25 protein-coding genes are annotated in these 24,830 nt (G+C 63.9%); 16 read left to right on the forward strand and 9 right to left on the reverse strand.

Annotation, left to right across the window (positions count from 1 at the left end):
- Nucleotides 1–121: 121 nt before the first annotated feature.
- Nucleotides 122–2,209 (forward strand): mechanosensitive ion channel family protein, encoded by a 2,088-nt coding sequence (locus AO356_RS14880; protein ID WP_081015362.1) that lies wholly within the window; start codon nucleotides 122–124, stop codon nucleotides 2,207–2,209.
- Nucleotides 2,210–2,335: 126 nt separating this feature from the next.
- On the opposite strand, the gene AO356_RS14885 is transcribed toward AO356_RS14880, so the two are convergent.
- Entirely contained in the window at nucleotides 2,336–6,649 is a 4,314-nt protein-coding gene (locus tag AO356_RS14885; protein ID WP_060740407.1) for a DEAD/DEAH box helicase, read from the reverse strand.
- 293 nt (nucleotides 6,650–6,942) lie between these two features.
- Between AO356_RS14885 and AO356_RS14890 the strand changes: the two genes are divergently transcribed.
- On the forward strand, nucleotides 6,943–7,827 hold the full coding sequence (locus AO356_RS14890) for a sugar nucleotide-binding protein (protein ID WP_060740408.1): 885 nt from the start codon (nucleotides 6,943–6,945) through the stop codon (nucleotides 7,825–7,827).
- Complete coding sequence (locus AO356_RS14895; protein ID WP_060740409.1) at nucleotides 7,820–8,749, forward strand: NAD-dependent epimerase/dehydratase family protein; 930 nt, start codon at nucleotides 7,820–7,822, stop codon at nucleotides 8,747–8,749. The genes AO356_RS14890 and AO356_RS14895 overlap by 8 nt, the downstream gene beginning before the upstream one ends.
- Before the next feature lie 104 nt (nucleotides 8,750–8,853).
- Here the strand turns inward: AO356_RS14895 and AO356_RS14900 are convergent, their stop codons facing one another.
- The 5 genes from AO356_RS14900 to AO356_RS14920 form a co-directional block, all read right to left on the reverse strand.
- Entirely contained in the window at nucleotides 8,854–9,552 is a 699-nt protein-coding gene (locus AO356_RS14900; RefSeq protein ID WP_060740410.1) for an OmpW/AlkL family protein, read from the reverse strand.
- A 248-nt stretch (nucleotides 9,553–9,800) separates the two neighbouring features.
- Nucleotides 9,801–10,319: a DUF3299 domain-containing protein gene (locus tag AO356_RS14905; RefSeq protein WP_025215734.1), complete on the reverse strand. Its 519-nt coding sequence runs from the start codon at nucleotides 10,317–10,319 to the stop codon at nucleotides 9,801–9,803.
- Nucleotides 10,320–10,330: 11 nt separating this feature from the next.
- Complete coding sequence (locus AO356_RS14910; RefSeq protein WP_060740411.1) at nucleotides 10,331–11,596, reverse strand: ABC transporter permease; 1,266 nt, start codon at nucleotides 11,594–11,596, stop codon at nucleotides 10,331–10,333.
- A 1-nt stretch (nucleotide 11,597) separates the two neighbouring features.
- Nucleotides 11,598–12,308 carry an ABC transporter ATP-binding protein gene (locus AO356_RS14915; protein WP_060740412.1) on the reverse strand — a complete coding sequence of 237 codons (711 nt, stop codon included), beginning with the start codon at nucleotides 12,306–12,308 and terminating at the stop codon, nucleotides 11,598–11,600.
- Between the two features lie 157 nt (nucleotides 12,309–12,465).
- Nucleotides 12,466–13,053: a DUF2796 domain-containing protein gene (locus tag AO356_RS14920; protein WP_060740413.1), complete on the reverse strand. Its 588-nt coding sequence runs from the start codon at nucleotides 13,051–13,053 to the stop codon at nucleotides 12,466–12,468.
- A gap of 120 nt (nucleotides 13,054–13,173) precedes the next feature.
- Here AO356_RS14920 and AO356_RS14925 point away from each other — a divergent pair, with 120 nt between their 5' ends.
- Nucleotides 13,174–13,524, forward strand: a complete 351-nt coding sequence (locus AO356_RS14925; protein ID WP_060740414.1) for a hypothetical protein — start codon at nucleotides 13,174–13,176, stop codon at nucleotides 13,522–13,524.
- 99 nt (nucleotides 13,525–13,623) lie between these two features.
- Here AO356_RS14925 and trxA read toward each other — a convergent pair whose 3' ends face one another.
- The 3 genes from trxA to AO356_RS14940 all read right to left on the reverse strand — a co-directional run bounded on the left by trxA (nucleotide 13,624) and on the right by AO356_RS14940 (nucleotide 15,797).
- Nucleotides 13,624–14,496 (reverse strand): thioredoxin, encoded by an 873-nt coding sequence (gene trxA, locus AO356_RS14930; RefSeq protein WP_060740415.1) that lies wholly within the window; start codon nucleotides 14,494–14,496, stop codon nucleotides 13,624–13,626.
- 186 nt (nucleotides 14,497–14,682) lie between these two features.
- Complete coding sequence (locus tag AO356_RS14935; RefSeq protein ID WP_060740416.1) at nucleotides 14,683–15,336, reverse strand: class I SAM-dependent methyltransferase; 654 nt, start codon at nucleotides 15,334–15,336, stop codon at nucleotides 14,683–14,685.
- Complete coding sequence (locus AO356_RS14940) at nucleotides 15,333–15,797, reverse strand: YbaY family lipoprotein (protein ID WP_060740417.1); 465 nt, start codon at nucleotides 15,795–15,797, stop codon at nucleotides 15,333–15,335. Before AO356_RS14940 ends, AO356_RS14935 begins: the two co-directional genes overlap by 4 nt.
- Nucleotides 15,798–15,924: 127 nt before the next feature.
- On the opposite strand from AO356_RS14940, the gene nrdR reads away from it, so the two are divergent.
- From nrdR to AO356_RS15000, 12 genes are all read left to right on the forward strand, one after another.
- On the forward strand, nucleotides 15,925–16,389 hold the full coding sequence (gene nrdR / locus AO356_RS14945) for a transcriptional regulator NrdR (RefSeq protein WP_013694316.1): 465 nt from the start codon (nucleotides 15,925–15,927) through the stop codon (nucleotides 16,387–16,389).
- The gene (ribD, locus tag AO356_RS14950; protein ID WP_060740418.1) at nucleotides 16,386–17,519 is read left to right on the forward strand and encodes a bifunctional diaminohydroxyphosphoribosylaminopyrimidine deaminase/5-amino-6-(5-phosphoribosylamino)uracil reductase RibD; all 1,134 of its coding nucleotides are present in this window, start codon (nucleotides 16,386–16,388) and stop codon (nucleotides 17,517–17,519) included. Before nrdR ends, ribD begins: the two co-directional genes overlap by 4 nt.
- 46 nt (nucleotides 17,520–17,565) lie before the next feature.
- The gene (locus tag AO356_RS14955; RefSeq protein ID WP_028237110.1) at nucleotides 17,566–18,243 is read left to right on the forward strand and encodes a riboflavin synthase; all 678 of its coding nucleotides are present in this window, start codon (nucleotides 17,566–17,568) and stop codon (nucleotides 18,241–18,243) included.
- A 16-nt stretch (nucleotides 18,244–18,259) separates the two neighbouring features.
- Nucleotides 18,260–19,351 (forward strand): bifunctional 3,4-dihydroxy-2-butanone-4-phosphate synthase/GTP cyclohydrolase II, encoded by a 1,092-nt coding sequence (gene ribBA / locus AO356_RS14960; protein ID WP_003206026.1) that lies wholly within the window; start codon nucleotides 18,260–18,262, stop codon nucleotides 19,349–19,351.
- Between the two features lie 248 nt (nucleotides 19,352–19,599).
- The gene (ribE, locus tag AO356_RS14965; RefSeq protein WP_003206025.1) at nucleotides 19,600–20,076 is read left to right on the forward strand and encodes a 6,7-dimethyl-8-ribityllumazine synthase; all 477 of its coding nucleotides are present in this window, start codon (nucleotides 19,600–19,602) and stop codon (nucleotides 20,074–20,076) included.
- On the forward strand, nucleotides 20,073–20,573 hold the full coding sequence (nusB, locus tag AO356_RS14970; protein WP_003185935.1) for a transcription antitermination factor NusB: 501 nt from the start codon (nucleotides 20,073–20,075) through the stop codon (nucleotides 20,571–20,573). The genes ribE and nusB overlap by 4 nt, the downstream gene beginning before the upstream one ends.
- 18 nt (nucleotides 20,574–20,591) lie before the next feature.
- Complete coding sequence (gene thiL, locus AO356_RS14975; RefSeq protein WP_060740419.1) at nucleotides 20,592–21,557, forward strand: thiamine-phosphate kinase; 966 nt, start codon at nucleotides 20,592–20,594, stop codon at nucleotides 21,555–21,557.
- Complete coding sequence (locus tag AO356_RS14980) at nucleotides 21,554–22,057, forward strand: phosphatidylglycerophosphatase A (protein WP_053125805.1); 504 nt, start codon at nucleotides 21,554–21,556, stop codon at nucleotides 22,055–22,057. Before thiL ends, AO356_RS14980 begins: the two co-directional genes overlap by 4 nt.
- Nucleotides 22,058–22,068: 11 nt before the next feature.
- Nucleotides 22,069–22,827, forward strand: coding sequence for a substrate-binding periplasmic protein (locus AO356_RS14985; protein WP_060740420.1), 759 nt, complete (start codon nucleotides 22,069–22,071; stop codon nucleotides 22,825–22,827).
- Between the two features lie 109 nt (nucleotides 22,828–22,936).
- The gene (gene ribA / locus AO356_RS14990) at nucleotides 22,937–23,554 is read left to right on the forward strand and encodes a GTP cyclohydrolase II (RefSeq protein ID WP_014340439.1); all 618 of its coding nucleotides are present in this window, start codon (nucleotides 22,937–22,939) and stop codon (nucleotides 23,552–23,554) included.
- Nucleotides 23,551–23,970 carry a hypothetical protein gene (locus AO356_RS14995; RefSeq protein ID WP_060740421.1) on the forward strand — a complete coding sequence of 140 codons (420 nt, stop codon included), beginning with the start codon at nucleotides 23,551–23,553 and terminating at the stop codon, nucleotides 23,968–23,970. The genes ribA and AO356_RS14995 overlap by 4 nt, the downstream gene beginning before the upstream one ends.
- Complete coding sequence (locus AO356_RS15000; RefSeq protein ID WP_060740422.1) at nucleotides 23,970–24,755, forward strand: cobalamin-binding protein; 786 nt, start codon at nucleotides 23,970–23,972, stop codon at nucleotides 24,753–24,755. Before AO356_RS14995 ends, AO356_RS15000 begins: the two co-directional genes overlap by 1 nt.
- Nucleotides 24,756–24,830 lie beyond the last annotated feature (75 nt).

Genomic DNA, 24,830 nt, shown 5'->3' on the forward strand with positions numbered 1-24,830 from the left:
GCTGCGCGCCCCAGCGGGAGCAAGCTCCCTCGCCACAAGGTTTGTATTGGCCTTGTGAGCGAACTTGCCGGCGCAATATTGATCAGTTCCTTACCGATCCCGCGTGAAGGAGCCTCGCGTTTTGTCTCGATTGAGCACTGTATTGCTGCTGTTCTTGCTGGCGCTGACCGGCACCAGCGCCTACGGGACCGCCGCCGTCCCTGGCACCTCCAAGCCCGATGAACCGCCCGCCGAACCTGCGCCGCTGGTGCAGGGCGGTTTATTGGGGGCCATCAGTTCGAGCATCGACGACGTCCAGGACAAACTCGACCTCAACCAAAGCCTGGTGGATGCCTGGCGCCTGCGGGCGGACCGGGCGGCGGACGAGGTGGACCGGCTGGTGGACCAGACATCCCGTTCGTCCTGGCGCGTGGCGGGGGATTTCCTGTTGTTGTCCAGTGTCTGGCTCGGCGCGTTTGCGCTGATCTGGTCCGCGGCGCGGTTGCTGTTGCGACATCTGGGCCACCGGCGCTGGCTGCGCACGCGCCGGCGCCTGCGCGACCTGCTCGGTTATCTGCTGCCGTACACCGCTGCGGCATTGATCTGCCTGCCGTTGACCCTCTATGTCAGTCACTTTCTGCAAGTCTCGGTCGGTCGCGCCCTGGCGTTGTGCTTCGCCTACGCCACCAGCAGCGGTATTTTCTCCACCTCGGTGTTGCTGTGCGTGATCGTGATGTTCAACGCCGGCCACAAACGCCGGGCGGTGGCGATGATCCGGCGTTTCAGCCCCCGACCGTTGTTCCTGATCGGCTTTCTCGCCGCCCTCAGCGATGCCCTGACCAGCCCGCAGATCGCCCGGCAACTGGGGGGCAACATCACCAGCAGCATCGCGGTGTTCACCGGGTTGTCGGCGTCGATGATCTTTGGCTGGCTGGTGATCCGCATGCGCCGACCGGTGGCGCACCTGATCCGCAACCGCCCGCTGGCCCAGCGCTTGAAACAACCGGCCTTGCAGGAGTCGCTGCGGATTTTTTCCGGGCTCTGGTATTGGCCGATCCTGTTGATGGTGCTGGTGTCGGCGGTGAGCCTGATCGGTGTCGGCGAGGACAACCAGAAAGCCCTGCGTTGCGCGCTGTTCACCACCATCCTGCTGATCGCCACGGTGTTTCTCAGCACGGTGTTCCAGCATGTCTTCAAGTCACCCAAGGCCGAGGCTATCCAGCACAACAGCGCCTACAAGGGGCGGCTGTTGAGCCTGTTGCACGCTTTGTTGCGGATCGTCATGGCGGTGGTATTCATTGAAGTCCTCGGGCGGATCTGGGGCATTTCCCTGTTCGAGTTCGCCTCGCGCAACGCCATAGGCCGGGCGATCAGCGATTCCTTGAGCCGCATCGGCCTGATCTTCCTGATGACCTGGCTCACGTGGGTGGTGCTCGACACGGCGATCCAGGAAGCCTTGAAGCCGCCACTGAACAAGCGCGGGGCCCGCCAGCCCAGCACCCGGGTCAAGACCATCCTGCCGCTGTTGCGCAACGCAGCGAAAATCATCCTGGTGGTGATTTGCGCAATCACCACCATGGCCAACCTGGGCATCAACGTTGCGCCGTTGCTGGCCGGGGCCGGAGTGGTGGGGCTGGCGATCGGTTTCGGTTCGCAGCAACTGGTGCAGGACGTGATCACCGGGCTGTTCATCATCATTGAAGACACGCTGTCCATCGGCGACTGGGTGGTGCTCAGCTCGGGCCACGCCGGCACGGTCGAAGGCCTGACCATCCGCACCCTGCGCCTGCGCGACGGCAAGGGTTTCGTGCACTCGGTGCCGTTCGGCCAGATCAAGGCGGTGACCAACCAATCCCGGCAATTCGCCTTTGCGTTTTTCTCCGTGCAATTCACTTACGACACCGATGTCGACCAGGCCATCGAGCTGATCCGCGAAGCCGGGCGCTCGATCGCCGAAGACCCGTTCCTCAAGTTCAACCTGCAAGGGCCGCTGGATGTGTTCGGCGTGGACAAGATGGACCTCAACGGCGTGGTGCTCACGGCGCAGTTCCGCACCGTGTCGGGTGGGCAATATGCGGTGAGCCGGGCGTTCAACCAGCAGTTGAAGAAGCTTGTGGATAACCACCCGGCGGTGCACTTTGCGCAGACTTATCCACAGCAGGTGATGTTGCCCAAGCGGTTGGTTGAGGAGAGGAAAGAGGGGGAGGAGGTACCTGATCAACCTCGGTAGTGGGTGAGGTTTGTGGTGGGGTTGCCGGCCCTATCGCGAGCAAGCTCGCTCCCACAGTAGGTTTGTGGTGAATGTACAACCCCTGTGGGAGCGAGCTTGCTCGCGATAGGGCCCGTCCAGACACCCTCAACCTTTCTGAACAAGCTTGTTCCGGACCTCAGCCATCCCTTGAGCATCCAACTCGATCCAAAGATGCTGCTTGCCGGCAATCTGCGCCGCCACCGGCAAGCCGTCCCGATACACCAGCCGATTACTCGCCAGCGCCGGCACTTTCGCCCCCGGCAGCAAGGTGCCGGCCAGGTTCAGCGGGTCGACCCCGCACACCGCCACCAAGCTGCCATCGGTGGGGCGGCGGCGGGTTTCGCGCAGCAGCGGAATCGCTTCGGGCAGGGCGAACTGTTCCCCCGCCAGGCCGCTGACAAACCGCCCGCCGCGAATCTCGCCCCGCGCCTCCAGGCGATGGAACGTGCGCAATAGCTCGCGCCAACTCGGCAGCCACTCGGCCTCCCGCTCCAGCAAGCGCCAGAACACCACGCCGTAACGGCGCAGCAGGGTCATGGCGATGTGTTCCAGGGTCTGCGGCGCGGTGGGCGCCGGGCGGTGGCCTTCCACGGGGGCGGGTTGGCTGCGGCGCAACAAGGCCCAGCGCCCGGCGTCGTCCATGCCGCCGACAAACGCGCCGCGCCCGCGCCGGCTGCTGCGGGCCTGACGTTTGCTGGCCGGGGTGATCAGCGCGCGCAAGCCGGCAAAGCTGTCGGCATTCACCAAGCCGGCGCCCACCAGTTCCTGCAAGGCGATTTCCAGTTCGCTGCGCAGCAGGTGGGCTTCATGGGCCAGTTCATCGAAAAACAGCGCGCCATGCTCGCTCAGGGCCTGATGGACTTTCTGCGTCTTGGGTGACAACTCATCAAGGGCTGTTTGCCCGGCCAGGCTGCTCCACAACGCCACCTGGCTGCGCGGCAGCAACACCACCGGCGTACTGCGCAGGGCACTGGCGGACGGCTTCTGGCGCGCGCTCAGGCGCGTCCATACCCACTTGCCGCTGCGGCACAACTCATCGAGCCAACTGGGTGAATAGTCCTTGATCCGCCCGGGCAACAGGTCGCTGTCCCAGGCCGAGGCGGCGGCCGGGTAGCCTTCGAACTGGCCGAGGATCGACGGCAGCACGGCATTGCCCCGGCCCTGGGTGGACGACGACAGGTGCTGCCAGTCGAACAGGAACCGCATGAAGTCCTGCAACATCACCGGCTCGATTTCCCGGCGCAGGCGCTTGACCGTGTAGCGATGGATCCGCGCCAGCAAATGCCGCTCGCACCATTCCTCCTGCCCGATGCCCGGCGTGAAGCGCCCGCGCAGCACGTAGCCTTGCTGCTCGAGCTGCGCCAGGGCCTGGGTGACCTGCGGGGTCGATAACCCCAGCGGGTAGGCGATGGCCTTCAACGGCAGCGGACCGAAGGCACTGAGCCGGGCGCGGAGCACTTCCACCAGGGCTTCGTCGACGTTCCAGGCTTCATCGAAATCGGCCGGTGGGGTCAGCGCCGGTTCCCAGCGAGCCTGTGGATAAAGGGCTTGCAAGCAGGTCAGGCGCTCCAGCGGTACCCACAGACCTCGCTCGGCGCTGATCTGTATGTGGCTGGCGCGACCACTCGCGGCCAGTGCCCGCAGCCAATCCCGCCACGATGGGTGGGCGTCGGCTTCGCTGTCGGCGATGCAGGCCAGGCTCATCAAGGCTTCGTGCATCTCATCGAGATTGGCCGGCGTCGGCCAGGCCTCATCCCGGACCGACTGGATGGCTTCGGCGTCCAGCGCGCCAAGGTCGTCGGTGGATTGTGGATCGCTCCAGCGCCGGTTGATCACCGCCTGGGTCCGCCGTTCTTCCAGCGGCGCGTCGTCGAGAAAGGTGTAGGGACGGGCGCTGAGGATTTCTGCCGCCAGCGGCGAGGGCACCGGCAGGTCGCGGCTGATCAGGCGAATCTGGCCCGCTTCCATGCGCCGCAACAGCGTCAGCCAACCTTCGCTGTCCATGGCTTCGTGCAGGCAATCGTCGAGGGTCTGTTCCACCAGCGGGTGATCGGGGATCTCCCGCTCGCCGGCGAGGTTTTCCAGGCAGGCGATCTGGTCCGGAAACACACTGGCGATCAGGTCTTCGCTTTTCATCCGCTGGATCTGCGGGGCGACTTTGCGCCCGCCGGTGTAGCGCGGCAGGGCCAGGGCCACGCCGGCGTTCCAGCGCCAGCGCACGCCGAACAGCGGTGCATCCAGCACCGCCTGGATCAGGATCTGTTCGGCGCTGTGGCTGTTCAGGTAACGCCAGACCTCGTCCAGTTCGAAGCTGTGGCTGGTGGACAGCGAGAGCACGATGGCGTCTTCACTGGCGGCGGCCTGCAATTCGAAGTTGAAGGTGCGGCAGAAGCGCTTGCGCAAGGCCAAGCCCCAGGCGCGGTTGATGCGGCTGCCGAAGGGCGTGTGGATGATCAGTTGCGTGCCGCCGGACTCGTCGAAAAACCGCTCCATCAGCAGCGTGTCCTGGGACGGCAGGGCGCCGAAGGCCAGGCGCGCCGGGGCCAGGTAGTCGACCAATTGTTCGGCGCTGGCGAGGTTCAGGCGCAAGGTACCGGTCAGCCAGTCGAGGGCCGGTTGCAGGTTGCCCGGCGTGGCGCCGAGCAGGTGGTCGAGCCGGGCTTGCAGGCGTGCCACGGCCCAAGACAATTCGTCGCTGCGCCCCGGGGCTTCGCCGAGCCAGAACGGAATGGTCGGCGGTTGGCCCTGGGCGTCCTCGACCCGCACGCGACCGGTCTCGACGCGGATGATGCGGTAAGACGTATTGCCCAGTTGGAACACATCGCCAGCAATGCTCTCCACCGCGAAGTCTTCGTTGACGCTGCCGATGTTCAAGCCCTGGGGTTCGAGCAGCACGCTGTAGTCGGCGTTGTCCGGAATGGTGCCGCCGCTGGTCACCGCCGTCAGTTTGCTGCCCCGACGCCCGCGCAGGGTCCGGGTCACGGCGTCGCGGTGCAGGTAGGCGCTGCGCACGCCCTGGCGGCCATTGAGGCCTTCGGCGAGCATCTGCAACAGCGCCTGGTAATGCCCTTCGTCCAGCTCGGCGTAGGGCGCGGCGCGGCGGAAGGTCTCCAACAGCGCCTGTTCCGGCCATTCCTGGCAACTGACTTCGGCGACGATCTGCTGGGCCAGCACATCCAGCGGCGCCTTGGGGATGTGCAGGATGTCGAGTTCGCCGCGGCGCACGCAATCGAGCAGGGCGGCGCATTCGATCAAGTCGTCGCGGGTGGTGGCGAACAGGCGGCCCTTGGGCGTGCCGCCGACCTGGTGGCCAGAGCGTCCCACTCTTTGCAGGAACGCCGAGATCGAACGGGGCGAGGCAATTTGGCAGACCAGGTCGACATCGCCGATATCGATGCCCAGCTCCAGGGAGGCGGTGGCGATCAGTACCTGCAGTTCGCCGCGCTTGAGGCGTTGTTCGGCGTCGAGGCGAAACTCCTTCGCCAGGCTGCCGTGGTGGGCGGCCACGGCGTCCTTGCCCAGGCGTTCGCTCAGATGACGACTGAGGCGTTCGGCCAGGCGCCGCGTGTTGACGAACACCAGGGTGGTGCGATGCGCCCGGGCCAGCTCGGCGAGACGGTTGTAGACCAGCTCCCACACGTCATTGGCCATCACCGCCGACAGCGGCACCGGTGGCACCTCGATGTCCAGGTCCCGGGGACGGGCGTGGCCGATGTCGACGATTTCACAGGCGCGGCCTTCACCGACGAGAAACCGTGACACCGCTTCGATGGGCTTTTGCGTGGCCGACAGGCCGATGCGCATCAGGGGTTCGGCGCACAGGGCTTGCAGGCGCTCCAGGCTCAAGGCCAGGTGGCTGCCGCGCTTGCTGGCGGCGATGGCGTGGATTTCATCGACGATCACCGTGCGGGTGCTGGCGAGCATCTGCCGGCCGGAATCGGAACCGAGCAGCACGTAGAGCGATTCAGGCGTGGTCACCAGGATGTGCGGCGCGGTCTTGCGCATTGCCGAGCGGTCTTTTTGCGGCGTGTCGCCGGTGCGTACGGCGGTGGTGATCGGCAAGGGTGGCAAGCCCATTCGTTGCAACTGCTCGGTGATGCCGGCCAGGGGATTCTGCAGGTTGATCTGTATATCGTTGCTCAGGGCCTTGAGCGGCGAGACGTAGACCACCAGGGTCTGGTCCGGCAGGCCGCCTTGTTCCAAGCCGCGGTGCACCAGGTCATCGAGCACCGCGAGAAACGCGGTCAAGGTCTTGCCCGAGCCGGTGGGTGCCGCGACCAGCACCGAACGCCGCTGGCCGATCAACGGCCACGCCCGGGCCTGGGCGGCCGTGACCGCCGGGAAGGTCTGGCTGAACCAGGCGCGAACGGCGGGGTGAAAGCCTGCCATGGCGTGGTCGGCTGCAAGGGGCAGATTCATAGGGCAGTTTATGCGGACGGAGCGGGGGAGATGCAAGTATCGGCTGAGAGATCCATCGCCTGTCAGGGCCTCATCGCGAGCAAGCTCGCTCCCACACAAGATATCAGTGCCTATGCGATCCCTGTGGGAGCGAGCTCGCTCGCGATAGCGGCATCAAGGCGCACACAAATGCCGGATCCACACTTTACGGGTGACGGTTGCGCACTAAACCCGCAAAATGCAACGATTCCGGCAACGCCTGCGGGCGTTGTCGACCCAATTTTTTGTGCCAATAGAGTGGGCCTGCTGACTTTATGCGAATGCGCCTTATGTTACTGGGCGGCGGAAATGCCCTTGGGCAGGCGCTGATTCGCCTCGGTGCAGAAGAAGACATCGGTTTTCTTGCCCCCCGCCCGCCCGAAGACGGCTGGGATGCCGCGAGCCTGACGCAACTGCTCGACGACACCCGCCCGGACGCCTTGATCAACCTGGCGTACTACTTCGACTGGTTCCAGGCCGAGGCCGTCAGCGAGCAGCGCCTGGCCAGCCAGGAGCGCGCTGTCGAGCGTCTGGCCGGGCTGTGCCAGCATCACAACATCATCTTGCTGCAACCGTCGAGCTATCGAGTGTTCGACGGTTCCCGTGCCACCGCCTACAGCGAGAAAGACGAGCCCGTGCCCCTGGGCGTGCGCGGCCAGGCGCTGTGGCGGATCGAGCAAAGCGTGCGCGCCACCTGCCCGCAGCATGTGTTGCTGCGTTTCGGCTGGCTGCTGGACGACAGCGCCGATGGTACCCTCGGCCGTTTCCTGGCCCGGGCCGAGCAGCCCGAAGAACTGTTGCTGGCTGACGACCGCCGGGGTAATCCGACGCCCGTGGACGATGCCGCGCGGGTGATCATCTCGGTGCTCAAGCAGCTCGATTGCGCGGCGCCGCTGTGGGGCACCTATCATTACGCCGGGCATGAGGCGACCACGCCACTGGCGCTGGGCCAGGCGATCCTCACCGAAGCCCGCGCCCTGCATCCGCTGGCCATCGAGTCGCCCACGCCCCAGGCTCATGCCGCACGGCCGGACGCCGCGGAGGAACCGCAGCACGCGGTGCTGGCCTGCAAGAAAATTCTGCACACTTTCGGGATCAAGCCCCGCGCCTGGCGCGCCGCACTCCCGGGCTTACTGGATAGGTTTTATCGCCATGGCTGAAGGCCCTGTTTTAATCACCGGCGGCGCGGGTTTCATTGGTTCGCACCTGACCGACGCCTTGCTCGCCAAGGGGCATGCGGTGCGCATCCTCGATGACCTGTCCACCGGCAAGCGCAGCAACCTGCCGCTGGACAACCCGGCGGTCGAACTGATCGAAGGCGACGTCGCCGATGCCGCGCTGGTGGCCCGGGCCATGGCCGGTTGCAGCGCCGTGGCGCACCTGGCGGCGGTGGCCTCGGTGCAAGCCTCGGTGGACGACCCCGTGCGCACCCACCAGAGCAATTTCATCGGCACGCTGAATGTCTGCGAAGCCATGCGCCAGGCCGGTGTGAAGCGGGTGTTGTTCGCTTCCAGCGCAGCGGTCTACGGCAACAACGGCGAAGGCGAGTCCATCGACGAAGAAACCCCTAAGGCCCCGCTCACGCCCTATGCCTCGGACAAGCTGGCCAGCGAGTTCTACTTCGATTTCTATCGCCGCCAGCACGCGCTGGAACCGGTGGTGTTCCGCTTCTTCAACATCTACGGGCCGCGCCAGGATCCGTCATCGCCGTACTCCGGGGTCATCAGCATCTTCAGCGAACGGGCACAGAAAGGCCTGCCAATCACTGTATTCGGCGACGGCGAGCAGACCCGTGACTTTGTCTATGTCGAAGATTTGGTGGACTTGCTGGTGCAGGCCATCGAGAAGCCCGAGGTGGAAGTGGGCGCGGTGAACGTCGGCTGGAACCAGGCCACGACCCTCAAGCAGATGCTCCAGGCCCTGGCCGCCGTGGTGGGCGACCTGCCACCGATCAGCTACGGCCCGGCGCGTTCCGGTGACATTCGCCATTCCCGGGCCGACAACCACCGGTTGTTGGAGCGCTTCAGCTTTCCTCCGCAAACACCGATGAGTGTGGGGTTGGCGCGGTTGCTGGGGCGCTAAAACTGTGGGAGCGAGCTTGCTCGCGATAGCGCTGGGTCAGTCAGCATCATTGCTGGCTGATCCACCGTCGCTCCCACAGGGATATTCGTACCTTTAAGTTCGGCTTAGAACTTGTAGCCCAACCCCACCATGTAGATGAACGGATCCACGTCGACATCCACCTTGGCCCGGGTACCGCCGGCCACGGCGTTGTTGTCCACATAGGCGGTGGTATCGATGTCGATGTAGCGGATCTGGCCGTTGATCATGATGTTGTCGGTCAGCATGTAGTCGGCACCGACTTGCCAGGCCATGCCCCAGCTGTTTTTCGCCCGGAAGTTGCTGAAGCCATTGGCGCTGGCTTCGCTGCCCACGTGTTCGTCGTAGATCCAGGTGTAGTTGATACCGGCGCCGACATAGGGCTGGAACGCCGACTTGGCGTCGAGCGGGTAGTAGACCAGGCTCAGTGTGGGCGGCAGGTGCTTGAGGGTGCCGAGCTTGCCATTGGCCGCGCCGAGGGCGGTGCCTTTGATTTTCACGTCGTGCTCGAACGGCGAGGCCGCCAGCAGTTCGATACCCCAATTGTTGGTCAGCATGTAGGCGAAGTTCAGGCCCAGTTGCGTGTCGCTGCTCATGGTGGCCTTGCCACCCAGGTCGGCGCCGGCCAGCGGGCCACGGTCGACCTTGACGCTGGAGCTGTCGGCCTCTGGATTGACGGTGATAGCGCCGGCGCGAACGATGATGTCACCGGCCGTATGGGCCTGGGCGAGCGGGGCTGCGAGCGCGAGGGCAACGAGGGAAGCGCTGAGCAAGGACTTGTGCATGGGGGCTCCAGAGGACATTTCAAAATTGATGTCCCATGGTACGGAGCCGCCTGGCCCGGTCTTTTGACACAGCTCAATGAGTCTTGGTCGATTAATTGACCCAGCTCAATGAAATGATGATGAGCAAGCCTTGACGGCCCCATCGCGAGCAAGCTCGCTCCCACACAGGTCGCATAGGCACTGAGATCTCCTGTGGGAGCGAGCTTGCTCGCGATAGCTATCTGACGGACTGCCCATCACCACCCGATTCACTCCGGCAACTCATACACATAAATCTTCTGCGCCTCCATCTGATACCCGGCGTCGGCCAGTTCACTGGTGGACGGCTTGACCTGCATCGGCCCCTCGACCCAATACGGCTGGTACAACTCGTCGAGCTTCACGCCGACCTCGCTTTTCACATGCACGATCTGGTTCGACGGCGGTGGCGGCACGTGGATGCAGGCGCCGAAATACGGCACCAGCAGGAAGTCCGTGGTGCGACCTTCCTCACTGACTTCCAGCGGCACGATGTAGCCCGGCAAGCGAATCTGCTGGCCATCGAGGGCCTTGACCACCGGCGCGTTGGGCAAATCCTGCTTGGCGGCTGGAGCGGACTCGGCGGCCAGGGCGTCGCTCATCTTCGACAGGTCGTGCAGCGGCGTCATGTTCGGTACTTCCGGCGGTGCGTCCGGCGGGATCATTTCCGACCAGGCCAGGTCCCTCGGCTCGGCCGCCCACAGCGGCAGGGCGACCATCATCAACAGCGCTAGCAGGGCGCGGGGCATCTTCAAGGTCCTCATAGACGGATCGACAGGCCGTCGGCCAACGATTGGCGATACGCGCGCCAGGCCGGCACGCTGCCCATCAGCAGGGCGGCGACCAGGATGCCAGCCAGCAGCGTCCATTCATATTCGCTCGGCCACGCCAGTGGCAGGTACAGGCCATAGGCCGACTGCACGTAGCCCTGGGCGGCGGCGATACCGATGTACAGCAACGCCAGCCCGGCGGTGACCCCGGCGAGCGCTAGGGCAAAGGCTTCAAGTACCAGCAGCGTCGCGATATGCCACGGCCGCGCGCCCACCGAACGCAGGATCGCCATTTCCCGGCGACGCTCGTTGAGGCTGGTGAGGATCGCTGTGAGCATGCCGATCAACCCGGTCAGGACCACGAACAGCGAAATCACGAACAAGGCCTTTTCCGCCGTGCCCATCAGGCTCCACAACTCCTGCAGTGCTACGCCAGGGAGGATGGCCAGCAGCGGTTCGCCACGGAACTCATTGATCTCGCGTTGCAAGGCAAAGGTCGAAATCTTGCTGTTGAGGCCGAGCATGAACGCGGTGATCGCTTGGGGCGTGAGGTCCATGTTACGGGCTTGGTCGGCGCTGATGCGCCCATTGCCCTGGGCTGGCACGCCGTTCTTCCAGTCAATGTGAATCGCCTCCATGCCGCCGAGGCTGATGTGCAGCGTGCGGTCCACCGGGGTGCCGGTGCGCTTGAGAATCCCGACCACGGTGAAGGGCTTGTCGTCATGCTTGACCAGGCTGATCGCCGCCACGCCGTGGGCCAGCACCAGCTTGTCACCGAGCTTGTAGTGCAGCGCCTCGGCCACTTCGGCACCGAGCACCACTTCGAACGGATCGGTGGCGAAGGCCCGGCCATCGGCCAGTTCCAGGTGTTGCTGGCGGCCGTACTGGTAATGCTCGAAGTAGGCCTCGGTGGTGCCCATCACCCGATAGCCGCGATGAGAATCGCCCAGGGACATGGGGATCGCCCACTTCACTTTCGGGTTTTGGGCGAACTGTTCGAAGCTGTCCCAGCGGATGTTGTTGGTGGCGTTGCCGATGCGAAACACCGAATACAGCAGCAGGTTCACCGAGCCGGAGCGGGCTCCGACGATCAGGTCGGTGCCGCTGATGGTGCTGGCGAAACTGGCTCGCGCTTCGGTGCGCACACGTTCCACCGCCAGTAGCAGACAGACCGAGAGGGCGATGGCAAACGCGGTGAGAATCGCGGTGAAGCGGCGGTTCGCCAGGCTGGCCATGGCTAGACGGAACAAATACATCTCAGACCTCGAGTGGCGTGGCGGCGCGATTGAGATCGGCCAGCGAGAGGTGGCGGTCGAACAGCGGCGCCAGGCTCTGGTCGTGGCTGACGAACAACAGGCTCGACCCGGCCTCGCGGCATTCGGCGAACAACAGCCGCAGGAAGTTTTCCCGGGCGTCGTAGTCCAGGGCTGAAGTCGGTTCGTCGGCGATCACCAGTTCCGGTTGACCGATCAAGGCCCGGGCGGCGGCGACCCGTTGTTGCTGGCCGATGGACAACGAGTCGGCGCGACGCTCCAACAGGTTCGGGTCGGTCAAGCCCAGGTGGGCCAGCAACGTGGCGGCCGCTTGATCGACACTGCCATGGCGCTGGGTGGCCCGCTGCGCGCGCAGTTTCGAGAAGTGGCAGGGCAGTTCGACGTTCTCGCGTACCGAGAGAAACGGCAGCAGGTTGAACTGCTGGAAGATGTAGCCGGTATGGTCCACGCGAAAGCGGTCGCGGCGGCCGGCGGCCAGTTCGCTGAGTTCCTGGCCGAGCAGGCGGATGCTGCCGCGATCCGGCGTTTGCACCCCGCCCAACAGCCCTAGCAGCGTGGTCTTGCCGCTGCCACTCGGGCCCTTGAGGAACAAGGTTTCACCCGCTTCCAGGCGAAACGCCGGGATATCCAGCAAGGGCGGATGCCCGGGCCAACTGAAGCCCAGGTCGGACAGTTCGATGAGTGCTTGGGTCATGTTTGTCGTTTCAAAGTGGAACCTGCGGGAGACCTGTGGGAGCTGAGCTTGCTCGCGATGAGGCCATCACCTTCAACTTGGATGTTGACCGTTGGACCGCTATCGCGAGCAAGCTTTGCTCCCACCAAGCTCGCTCCCACATTGGGTTTGCGGTGAATCAGAATTTCAGGGTTGGCGCCTTGGCCGTCACTTCCACGCCTTGTTGGCCAGTCGGGCTGATCAGTTGTACCTGAATTTTCTGGGTGGCCGGGAAGGTTTTGAACAGTGTCGCCAGGTCCAGGTTCTTCAAGGCGCCAGGGACGGTGCAGGTGAATTGATAGTGGGCATGGATCTCACTGTGCTCGTGATGTTCGTCGCCATCGGCGTCTTCGTCATGGTCTTCGTGGTCCGGTTCATCGCCGAACAACGGGCTTTCCAGTTCCTGTTGGGCCACGGTGCACTTGGCGGCGGCCGGCAGGTTGAACAGTGCCAGCGGCTTGTCCAACTGCGCCCGTACCGCGGCGACCTTGGCCTTGTCGGCATCGCTGGTGGCGGCGTGTTCGAAGCCCACCAGGTTCATCGCCGGGCTTTCCAGTTCCAGCTCCAAGGTCTGACCATCCAGTGCCGCGTTCAGTCGAGCAACGCCGTGTTCATGGGCACCGAGGCTGCCATGTTCGTGATCATGGTCGTGGTCATGCTCCACCGCCGCATGAGCGACGGCCAATGGCAGCAGGGCGAACGGCAAAGCGAGAAGCAGACGACGCATGACGAGTCTCCGAAAAGGTTATGTAATCTTATAACGAAAGTGCGGAGAGTTTGACCGTCTGCTTGGCGTCGCGCAAGGGCCATGGGAGCATGCGTACATGAAATATTCAGGAGCACGGTGATGTTGCGGATACGCGGAACCGTCGGCGAGTGGCCGGTGGACTTGACGATCGAAATGGATGAGGGCGACTGGGCGCAGCTCGGCGCGCAGTTGCAAGTGGCCAAGTCCGAAGGCACGGCGGCACCGGCGGCCAAACCGACGAACCAGGACGATGCCCAATGGCAGATCGCCAAGGAACTGCTGCGCAAGGCCGGCCAACTGAGCGGTCCGGACCTGCTGGAGCAGCTCGAAGGCCTGACCGGCAGTGCCTCGGCGGGCAAGCGCCTGTTGGTGCGCCTGCGCCATAGCCCGGATGTAAAAGTCATCAGTGGCGGCGACACACCACTCTATAGCTGGCACGAAACCGCGTAGGAGCTGACGAGCGAAGCGAGGCTGCGATCTTTCCCCTGACGCTTGAGTCTCAAGCGAAAGATCAAAAGATCGCAGCCTTCGGCAGCTCCTACAGGGGAGTCAATACAACGCCGCGAACAGCTTGCGGCGATAGGTCGTCACCAGCGGGTGATCGTTGCCCAGCAGTTCGAACACTTGCAGCAAGGTCTTGTGGGGCAGGCCTTCGCTGTAGCTGCGGTTACGCACGAACAGCTTGAGCAGCGCATCCAGGGCCGCTTCGTACTGTTGGCGCGCCAGTTGCTGGATCGCCAGTTGGTACACCGCTTCGTCGTCTTGCGGGTCTTTCGCCAGGCGCGCCTTGAGATCGGCGGCGTCCGGCAGGTGCTTGGCCAGGCCGAGGAACTGGATCTGCGCCTTGGCACCGGCGAGGGCGGCCTTGTGCTCATCGCTTTTCACCGCGTCGAGCACCGTCTGCGCTTCGTCCAGCTCGCCACGCTCGGTCAGGCAGCGGGCATACAGGATCAGGGCCTTGGCGTTGGTGTTGTCTTCACCCAGCAAGACGGTGAGCACGGCTTCGGCGTCGGCGAAACGACCGTCGTCGAACAGCGCCTGGGCCTGTTCGAACGGGTCGGCGGCGGCCGGCGGTGGCATCTGCACATGGGGTTCGAGCATCGTGCGTACCGCCGATTCCGGCTGGGCACCGGCAAAGCCATCAACGGGCTGACCGTCCTTGAACAACACCACCGTCGGCAGGCTGCGAATGCCGAAGCGGGCCACAATGTCCTGCTCGATGTCGCAGTTGACCTTGGCCAGCAGCAATTCGCCTTGATAGCTCTCGGCAATGGTTTGCAGCATTGGCATCAGAGCCTTGCACGGCGCACACCACTCGGCCCAGAAATCCACCAGTACCGGTTTGTGGAAAGAGTTCGCGATCACCGATTGGTCGAAATCGGCCGTGGTGGCGTCGAAGATGTAGGGCGTTTCCTGAGTCATGGGCAATCTCGTAGAGCGCTTGAATGGGGCAACTATACGGCGTGGTGGGGGGTGGCTGAAAGCGGGGTGGTCTTTCGCCCTGTGATGTCTGACAGGACGCCTTCGCGAGCAAGCTCGCTCCCACAAGGGATCTCAAGTGTTCATGCGCCCCCTGTGGGAGCGAGCTTGCTCGCGATGCTTTCAGGGTCAGCGCCGCGCGTGGTACAGGCTCACATGCCGAAACTCTTCCGGCTCGGCCAGGTCCGGCAGGGTCATGGCCTGGAGCATTTCGATGCGCCGGTACAGCGGATGCTGGAAATCCCGCACCCGGGAATCGGCCACCAACGCCTCGCGACCACGGCTGAGGAACTGGTCGAGCAGCGGCAGGTTGGCCCGGTCGTAGAGCACGTCGGCGACCAGGATCAGGTCGAAGCGATCAGCTTCGGCGAAAAAGTCTGTCGAATAACCCAACTTCACGTCATTGAGCGCAGCATTGGCCTGACAGGCGGCAATCGCCAGTGGGTCGAGGTCGCAGGCCACCACCTCCAGCGCCCCAGCCTTGATCGCTGCGATGCCCGCCACGCCGGAACCGGCCCCAAAGTCCAGCACCCGCTTGCCTTCGACCCACTGCGGCTGCTCGGCGAGGTAGCGGGCCATCGCCAAGCCGCTGGCCCAGCAGAAACTCCAATAGGGCGGCTCGTGGAGAATGCGCCGGGTTTCTTCCGGGCTGAAGGCGCGGTCCATGTTGTCGCCGTCGATCAGCCACAACTTCAAGTCAGCGCCGGGTAGCGGGCAAGCCACCAGGCGCGCGTCGCCAAGCAATTCACTCAACGCCCGTTGCAGGTATTGCGGTGCACTCATGGCGCTTTGACGAATTGCAGGGTGCCCAACGCCTGGGTGGTCGGTTGGCTGATGCGTTGTTCCGGCAAGTGCAGGATCAACTGGCCGGACTGGCTGGCGCGGCCACGCAGTTCCACGCGGGCGCCCACCGGGAAGGCTTCCGGGTTGAAGCGCAAGCGGAAGGGCAGGGCCTGGTTGGTGCCGATCAGGCTGGAACTGGCAAGCAGTTGTTGTGGACGGTCCTTGTCGTCGATCACCAGCAGCGCCAGTTCCACTTCGGCTCCGGCCGGCACGCCTTGCAGGGTGCCGCTCAACTCGCGCTGGTACGCCGGCAGCGGTCCCAGCTCGGTGGCCTGCCGGGCCTTTTCCTGGGCCTGTTTCGGCGCGGGGGCCGGAGCGGGAGCGGCGGGCTTGGGGGCATCGCTGCTGCACGCCATCAGCAGGCTGAAAAAACTGAGCAAAACGAGCGATCGTAGCGGCATGTGTGGCTCCAGCAAGGTGAATTCCATGGATCTGACGGTAAGCCCGTCTGTATACCGTAAACCCTATGGCTTGTCTTGCCAGTGGGATGCGCTACCATGGCCCTCCCTTTTTTTGTTGCCTGCCACCATGCACTGTCCCTTCTGCGGTGCCAACGACACCAAGGTCATCGACTCGCGACTGGTCGCCGAGGGCGAACAAGTCCGCCGCCGCCGCGAATGCCTGGCTTGCGGCGAGCGTTTCACGACGTTCGAGACCGCTGAACTGGTGTTGCCGCGCCTGATCAAAACCGACGGCAGCCGCCAGCCGTTCGACGAAGAAAAACTGCGCGCCGGCATGCAGCGCGCCCTGGAAAAACGCCCGGTGAGCGTCGAGCGCCTGGAAGCGGCGCTGGTGCACATCAAGCACAAGCTGCGGGCGACCGGCGAGCGCGAGGTCAAGTCCCTGGTGGTCGGAGAGTTGGTGATGGCCGAGCTGCAGAAGCTCGACGAAGTCGCCTACATTCGTTTCGCCTCGGTATACCGGCGCTTCCAGGACCTGAACGAATTCCGTGAAGAAATCGACCGCCTGGCCCGCGAACCGGTGAAAGAATGACTGTCCCGGCGCAGCAGGCCGTCCTCGACGCCCACTACATGGCCCGCGCCCTGGAGTTGGCGCGGCGCGGTCACTACACCACCCACCCCAACCCCCGGGTCGGTTGCGTGATCGTGCGTGACGGGCAGATTGTCGGCGAAGGCTGGCACATCCGCGCTGGCGAGCCCCATGCCGAAGTCCATGCCCTGCGGGCCGCCGGTGACAACGCCCGGGGCGCCACGGCCTACGTGACCCTCGAGCCTTGCAGTCATCACGGGCGTACCCCGCCTTGTGCCGATGCGCTGGTCAATGCCGGCGTGGCGCGGGTGGTGGCAGCGATGCAGGACCCTAACCCGGCAGTCGCCGGGCGCGGCCTGCAACGCCTGGCCCAGGCCGGCATCGCCACCGAAAGCGGCGTGCTGGAAGGTGAGGCGCGCAAGCTCAATGAAGGTTTTCTCAAGCGCATGGAACAGGGCCTGCCGTTCGTGCGGGTCAAGCTCGCCATGAGCCTGGATGGCCGCACCGCCATGGAAAGCGGCGAAAGCCAGTGGATCACCGGCCCGGCCGCACGTTCGGCGGTCCAGCGCCTACGCGCCCAGGCCAGTGTGGTGCTGACCGGCGCCGACACGGTGTTGGCGGACAATGCCCGGCTGACCGTGCGCGCCGATGAACTCGGGCTGGATGCCGAGCAGACTGCGTTGGTCATGAGCCGTCCGCCGTTGCGGGTACTGGTGGACGGGCGCTTGCGGGTGCCGCTGGATGCGCCGTTTTTCAAGGCCGGCCCGGCGCTGGTCGCTACCTGCATGGCGGTGGAAGAACAATACGCCAACGGTCCTGAATGCATGATCGTGGCGGGCGATGACGGCCAGGTCGATCTGCGTAGGCTGCTGGTGGCGCTGGCTGCCCGGGATGTCAATGAGGTGCTGGTGGAGGCTGGTCCGCGCCTGGCGGGGGCTTTTGCCCGGCAGGGGCTGGTGGACGAGTTCCAGATTTTCATCGCCGGCAAGTTCCTCGGTTCTTCGGCGAGGCCACTGCTGGACTGGCCGCTGGCGCAGATGAAGGACGCTCCCCAGTTGAAAATCACCGAAATCCGTGCCGTGGGCGATGACTGGCGAGTCATCGCCGTTCCCGTGCCACCGGCCAGCGTATAATTCCCGGCTTTCGCTCACGCGGCGGCCCGTTCTCGAGGAGGACTCCATGTTTACCGGCATCATCGAATCCATCGGCAGCATCCGTGCACTCACCCCCAAGGGCGGCGATGTGCGGGTCTACGTCGAAACCGGCAAGCTCGACCTGAGCGACGTCAAGTTGGGCGACAGCATCGCGGTAAACGGCGTTTGCCTGACCGCCGTTGAACTGCCAGGCAACGGCTTCCTGGCGGACGTCAGCCGCGAAACCCTCGACTGCACGGCCATGAACGACCTCAAGAGTGGCAGCCCGGTCAACCTGGAAAAAGCCCTGACCCCCACCACTCGCCTGGGCGGGCACCTGGTCAGCGGCCACGTGGACGGCGTCGGCGAAGTGGTCTCGCGCACGGATAACGCCCGGGCCGTGGAGTTTCGCATCCGCGCCCCGAAGGAGCTGGCCAAGTACATCGCCCATAAAGGCTCGATCACCGTCGACGGCACCAGCCTGACGGTCAACGCGGTGGATGGCGCCGAATTCCTGCTGACGATCATTCCCCACACGCTGAGCGAAACCATCATGGCTTCGTACCGGCCAGGTCGCCGGGTCAACCTGGAAGTCGACTTGCTGGCCCGTTACCTGGAACGCCTGCTTATGGGAGACAAGGCCGCAGAGCCTGACTCTTCACAACGGCGGGCCGGTAACATCACCGAAAGTTTTCTGGCCGCCAACGGCTACCTCAAATCCTGACCCAAGGGGGTGCCGCGTGGCGCTCAATAGCATCGAAGAACTGGTTGAAGACATCCGCCAAGGCAAGATGGTCATCCTCATGGATGACGAAGACCGCGAGAACGAAGGCGACCTGATCATGGCCGCCGAGTGCTGCAAGGCCGAACACATCAATTTCATGGCCAAGCACGCCCGTGGGCTGATCTGCATGCCGATGACCCGCGAGCGCTGCGAACTGCTGAAGTTGCCGCTGATGGCGCCACGCAACGGCTCGGGCTTCGGCACCAAGTTCACCGTGTCCATCGAGGCCGCCGAAGGCGTGACCACCGGGATCTCCGCCGCTGATCGCGCGCGCACCGTACAGGCTGCCGCCGCCCGGGACGCCAAGGCCGAAGACATCGTCAGCCCCGGCCACATCTTCCCGCTGATGGCCCAGGCCGGTGGCACCCTGGCCCGCGCCGGCCACACCGAAGCAGCGTGCGACCTGGCGCGCATGGCCGGCTTCGAACCCAGCGGCGTGATCTGCGAAGTGATGAACGACGACGGCACCATGTCCCGTCGTGCGGAACTGGAAACCTTCGCCGCCGAACACAACATCAAGATCGGCACCATCGCCGACCTGATCCACTACCGGATGATCCACGAACGTACCGTTCAGCGGATTGCCGAGCAGCCGCTGGACAGCGAACTGGGCCAGTTCAACCTGGTGACCTACCGCGACTCGGTGGAAGGCGACGTGCACATGGCGCTGACCCTGGGTACTGTATGCGCCGAAGAGCCGACCCTGGTGCGCGTGCACAACATGGACCCGCTGCGCGACCTGCTGATGGTCAAGCAACCCGGCCGCTGGAGCCTGCGGGCCGCCATGGCCGCGGTGGCCGAGGCCGGCAGCGGCGTGGTGTTGCTGCTCGGCCACCCGCTCGATGGCGACGTGCTGCTGGCGCACATTCGTGAAACCGGCGATCAGGCAGCGGTGAAAAAACCGACCACCTACAGCATCGTCGGTGCCGGTTCGCAGATCCTTCGCGACCTGGGCGTGCGTAAAATGCGCCTGATGAGCGCACCGATGAAATTTAATGCGATATCCGGTTTCGATCTGGAAGTTGTAGAATACGTGCCCTCCGAATAATGGCCCGGAGATTCCGGCATTGTTGTTCACTTAAGGCTAATTAGATTCATTGTGGCAAGGGAGCTTGCTCCCGCTTGGGTGCGCAGCACCCACAATAGGGCCGCTTCGTAGCCCAGCGGGAGCAAGCTCCCTCGCCACAAAAGCTTGAAAATGAACAGCATGGCGGGATTTCCGATGCAGTATTCGTGGCTAATATCACTGAAGGAGCGCGTATAGAACGCGCTCTGGCTCTTTAAGAGATCTGACGAATGACCCTGAAGACCATCGAAGGTACCTTCATCGCCCCTAAAGGCCGCTACGCTCTGGTAGTGGGCCGTTTCAACAGTTTCGTGGTCGAGAGCCTGGTTGGCGGTGCGGTCGATGCCCTGGTTCGCCATGGCGTGAGCGAAAGCGACATCACCATCATCCGTGCCCCTGGCGCCTTCGAAATTCCGCTGGTTGCGCAGAAAGTCGCTCAAAAGGGCGAATATGCGGCGATTATCGCCCTGGGCGCGGTCATTCGTGGCGGTACTCCGCACTTCGAATACGTGGCTGGCGAATGCACCAAGGGCCTGGCCCAGGTGTCCATGGAATTCGGCGTGCCGGTCGCTTTTGGCGTGCTGACCGTTGACTCCATCGAACAAGCCATCGAACGTTCCGGCACCAAGGCCGGTAACAAAGGTGCCGAAGCTGCCCTGTCCGCCCTGGAAATGGTCAGCCTGCTGGCGCAGTTGGAGGCCAAGTGATTAGCGACGAAAGCGATCGTTTCAACCCGCGCGATCCAAAGCCTGCGGACGCCGGCAAGCCATCGAAAAGCGTCAAGCGTCGCGAAGCCCGTCAGCTCGCGACCCAGGCGCTGTATCAATGGCACATGGCCAAGCAATCGCTGAACGAGATCGAAGCGCAGTTTCGGGTCGATAACGATTTCAGTGATGTCGACGGTGCTTATTTCCGCGAGATCCTGCATGGGGTCCCGCAGTTCAAGACCGAAATCGACACCGCGCTCACGCCTTGCCTGGACTTGACCATCGAAGAGCTGGATCCGGTTGAACTGGCGGTTCTGCGCCTGTCCACCTGGGAACTGCTCAAGCGCGTCGATGTACCGTACCGCGTGGTGATCAACGAAGGGATCGAACTGGCGAAAGTCTTCGGGTCCACCGATGGCCACAAGTTCGTCAACGGTGTGCTCGACAAGCTCGCCCCGCGCCTGCGTGAAGCTGAAGTGAAGGCGTTCAAGCGCTGATTGGCGCTTGTTATCCCAATGGGTGAGTTTGAGCTGATCCGTAACTACTTCGCCGCCGCGCCTTGCGCGCAGGGCGGCGAGGGCGTTGCGCTGGGGATCGGCGACGACTGCGCCTTGCTGGCAGCTCCTTTCGGAGAACAGCTGGCGGTCTCCACCGACACGCTCGTGGCCGGTGTGCATTTTCCAGACCCTTGCGACCCGTTCCTGCTCGGCCAGCGCTCGCTGGCCGTGGCGGTCAGCGACCTGGCCGCCATGGGCGCCAAGCCTTTGGCCTTTACCCTTGCCCTGACCTTGCCGACGGTGACCACCGATTGGCTGCAAGCCTATGCCCGCGGTTTGAACCAGATGGCCCAGGCCTGTGGCGTGGCGTTGGTGGGAGGGGACACCACGCGTGGGCCGTTGAGCCTGACCATGACCGTGTTCGGCCACGTGCCTTCCGGCCAGGCCCTGACCCGCAGCGGCGCACAGCCCGGCGACCTGCTGTGTGTCGGCGGCGAACTGGGCAATGCCGCCGGCGCCTTGCCGTTGGTGCTTGGCCAGCGGCGCGCCGAGCCTGGGATTGCCGAGCCACTACTGGCTCATTATTGGTCACCCCGACCGCAGATCGACTTGGGCCTGGCGTTGCGGGGAAAGGCCAGCGCGGCGATGGATATTTCCGATGGCCTGCTGGCCGATTGTGGGCATATCGCCCTGGCGTCCGGGGTAGCCTTGCAGGTTGAACGGGACCGACTGCCGCTGTCCAGCGCTCTGGTCGCGTTTCTTGGCGAGGCCGATGCCGCGCAGGCCGCCCTGAGCGGCGGTGACGACTACGTGCTGCTGTTCGCACTGCCACCGAGCCGATTGTCGGCGTTACAGGCCGCAGGCTGGCCGATCCATGTGATCGGCAGCGTCCTGGCCGGGCAAGGCGTCACGCTGGTGGACAGCGACGGGCACGACATCACCCCGCACGTACGGGGCTATCAACATTTTCGGGAGACACCGTGACAGATCATCCCAACCAGGTCCCGGCAGAGTTCGTTCCGCCTTCGGTCTGGCGCAATCCCTGGCATTTCCTGGCATTTGGCTTTGGTTCGGGCACTTTACCTAAAGCGCCGGGCACCTGGGGCTCGCTGGTTGCGCTACCCTTCATTCCGTTGTGGCAGATGTTGCCGGACTGGGGCTACTGGTTGATGCTCGGCATCACCATGCTGTTTGGCTTCTGGCTGTGTGGCAAAGTGGCGGACGACCTGCGGGTGCACGATCATGAAGGCATCGTCTGGGACGAAATGGTCGGCATGTGGATCACCTTGTGGCTGGTGCCGGAAGGCTGGTATTGGTTGCTGACGGGATTTCTGGTGTTCCGTTTCTTCGATATCCTCAAGCCGTGGCCGATCCGCTGGATCGACCGACATGTGCACGGAGGCGTCGGGATCATGCTCGACGATGTATTGGCCGGGGTTTTCGCCTGGCTGGCAATGCAAGGATTGGTGTGGTGTTTCACCTGAAGGAGCCAGGCATGGGCGTAAGCCGCGCACTACTGCTGTTGCTGTGTTTAGGAGCCTGTGTGGGGGTGAGGGTGGCCGAGTCGGCGCCGCAGCCTGACAAGGTTCGCGCGGCGAGTGAGGAGTGGGCCGATTACACCCAGGCCGATGGCCAGGGCATGGGCTGGGACATCTTGCGCGCGGTGTTCGAGCCTGAAGGCGTCAAGCTGGAAATCCGCAGCGTGCCCTACACCCGCTCGATCGGGTTGGTGCAGCGTGGCGAGGTCGACGTGCAGGTCGGCGCCTATCGGGATGAATCCGAAGGCGTGCTTTACCCGAAGTGGCACTACGACGTCGATCACATCTATGCCTTGGGGTTGGCCTCCAAGCCGACGCCTACCCTGGCGACGATTGGCAACTATCGGCTGGTATGGATGCGTGGGTACGAATACAACAACTACCTGCCCAACATCCGGCGTTTCAATGAGATCCACCGGGCGGTGGGTATCTTGCCGATGCTGATCCATGAGCGAGCGGATTTTTACATTGATGCGTCGATGGAAATCGAAGAAGTGCTCGCCAAGGCCGATAATCCGAAGCAGTTCAAACTCTCGCCGCTGATCAATTTGCCTCTCTACCTGGGCTTTGCCAACACCGCCAACGGACGGGCATTGAGCGAGCTGTTCGACCGGCGGATGGAAGTGCTGGTGAAAAGCGGCCAGCTCAAGCCGATTTTCGAACACTGGAAGCAACCCTATCCTTTCGACGAGAATGGCAAGCCACCGAAGCCGTAATCAAACTTTTCGATGGTTATGGCCGACAATTCAGCCTAAGCGTCGGTCGGGACGTGCTGTTACAATGCCCGCCTCTGCGAAACTCCAGTACTAGATCAGGAGCACACCGGTGCCTGTCGTTTTTGTTGCCGCTTCCAAGCTGCCAACGCCCTTTGCGCAATTCACCATGCATGGTTTTCTCGATGAAGCCACCGGCCGCGAGCACGTCGTGCTCAGCCTGGGTGATTTCGCCGACGGTTCTCCGGTGCTGGGTCGCCTGCACTCCGAATGCCTGACCGGTGATGCCCTGTTCAGCCAGCGCTGCGATTGCGGTTCGCAACTCGAGGCCGCGCTGCAGGCCATCGCCCGCGAAGGCCGTGGCGTGTTGCTGTACCTGCGCCAGGAAGGCCGTGGCATTGGCCTGTTGAACAAGATCCGCGCCTATGAACTGCAAGATGGCGGCGCCGATACCGTGGAAGCCAACGAACGCCTGGGCTTTGCCGCCGACCTGCGTGACTACAGCATCTGCCTGCCGATGCTGGAGCATCTGGGCGTGAAGTCGCTGCGCTTGATGACCAACAACCCACGCAAGGTCAAGGCGTTGACTGACATGGGCATCGTGGTGGCCGAGCGTGTGCCGCTGCACACCGGTCACAACCCCCACAACAAGCTCTACCTGGCAACCAAGGCCAGCAAGCTCGACCACATGATGGGCAACGAGCACCAAGGCGAGGTTGACCGGGCGTGACGCGCGGTCAGGTTCGGCGGCGGCTGTCGGTCAGTTGGTGGAAATACCTGGCCCTGGCCTTGCTGCCACTGTTTGTGATCAATGCGGTGTTCGGCCAGGGCGAAGCGATTCTGCCGGTGCTGGCGATGCCGTTGTTCATTGCCGGCCTGGCGTCGATGTTTGTCAGCCTGCGATTCTTCGGGCCGTATAAACAGGCCCTGGTCGCCACCCAGAAAGCCCTCGACACACCCGAAGAGCCCCAGGCCTGGATCGACCTGGCGGCCCGTCGCCGCGCCGCTTTCCTGGTGGCCGGGCTGCCAGCCTGGATCGGCGCCCTGGCGGTATTCGTGGGCCTGGAAGCCGTGCCGTTGATGTTGCTGGCCTTGTCGACCGCCGTGTTGTTCTACCTGTACCGCATCCCGCGTCAACTCGGCTGATGAACCGCTGGCTGGCGGTCTTGCTGCTGGCCGTCAGCGCCTCGACGATGGCCGCCTCGCGGGTCGTCAGCCTGGCGCCGTCGCTGTCGGAAATCGTCGTTGAACTGGGCTCCGCCGACCTGTTGGTGGGCGTGCTGGATGGCGGGGATCGCCCGCCGGCGCTCAAGGACGTGCCTTCGGTAGGCCGTTACGGGCAACTGGACATGGAGCGCTTGCTCAGCCTCAAGCCCGATCTGCTCCTGCTCTGGCCTGGCAGTGTCGGCCCGGCCCAGCGCGAGCAGCTCAAGGGCCTGGGCATCCCCATCCATGTCGCCGAGCCCCGCAGCCTCGACCAACTCATCACGCAAATCGAAGCCATCGCCAAGCAGCTCGGCCGCCCGGAGCGGGGCGTACAACGGGCGGCGCAGTTGCGCGGACGTCTCGAGGCGCTACGCCAGCGCTATCGCCGGGACCCGCCGTTGCCGGTGTTCTACCAGGTCTGGGACCGGCCGCTGTACACCGTTGGTGGCGGGCAGATCATCAGTGATGCGCTGAGCGTGTGCGGTGCCCACAACGTTTTTGCCGATCTGAGCGTGCCGGCGCCGCAGGTGAGTGTGGAAGCGGTGCTGCAACGTAGTCCGCACGTCATCCTGGCCACGGAACAGACGCAGCTCGATGCCTGGAAAACCTGGCCGGTGGCGCAGGGGCGCTTGTTGTTGGTCAATGACAAAGGCCTGGAACGGCCCAGTGGGCAGATGATCGAGGCGACGGCGCGGCTATGTGAGTTGATTGCGCCAGACCGATAGGCCGCGGCGCCTGTAATCGCGAGCAAGCTCGCTCCCACAGTTAACCTGTTGTGAAATCCCTGTGGGAGCGAGCTT

This window comes from Pseudomonas fluorescens, from assembly GCF_001307275.1.
In the GTDB taxonomy this organism is placed as follows: domain Bacteria; phylum Pseudomonadota; class Gammaproteobacteria; order Pseudomonadales; family Pseudomonadaceae; genus Aquipseudomonas; species Aquipseudomonas fluorescens_AA.